Genomic DNA, 439 nt, shown 5'->3' with positions numbered 1-439 from the left:
GCCCGACGCCGAGGCGGCCGAGCGCTTCGTCGCGGCGCTAGCCGCGATCTGCCGCGATTGCGGCGTCCCGGCCTCGCTGTCGGCGGTCGGCATCGCGGAATCCGACCTCGATCGCCTCGCCGACGACGCGATGAAGCAGACCCGCCTCCTGGTGAACAACCCGCGGACGCTGACCCGCGCCGACGCGCGCGCGATCTACGCGGAGGCGCTGGCCGGCACGGCCGCGATCCAACCCACGCCCTCGTCCTGAGGCGCCCGCGTCAGCGGGCCTCGAAGGACGCCTCGAAGGATCGCAGCGGCCGGCTGGAGGGCTCCTTCGAGGCGGCCGCCTCGCGGCCGCACCTCAGGATGAGGGGGTTGGATGGGTCGAAGCGCGCCGTCGTCGTTCGTGAGACCGCCGGGCCGCTACTTCGGCGCCGGCGCGCCCGCGGGCTTGGCG

1 protein-coding gene is annotated in these 439 nt (G+C 75.2%); it reads left to right on the top strand.

Annotation, left to right across the window (positions count from 1 at the left end; genetic code table 11):
- Positions 1–250 (top strand): iron-containing alcohol dehydrogenase (locus tag FV222_RS29090; protein WP_147816566.1); only part of this gene is annotated, 250 nt, incomplete at its 5' end.
- Positions 251–439 lie beyond the last annotated feature (189 nt).

Source organism: Methylobacterium sp. WL103 (genome assembly GCF_008039885.1).
Lineage (GTDB): Bacteria > Pseudomonadota > Alphaproteobacteria > Rhizobiales > Beijerinckiaceae > Methylobacterium > Methylobacterium cerastii.
This window is presented reverse-complemented; position numbering and strand designations above follow the sequence as displayed.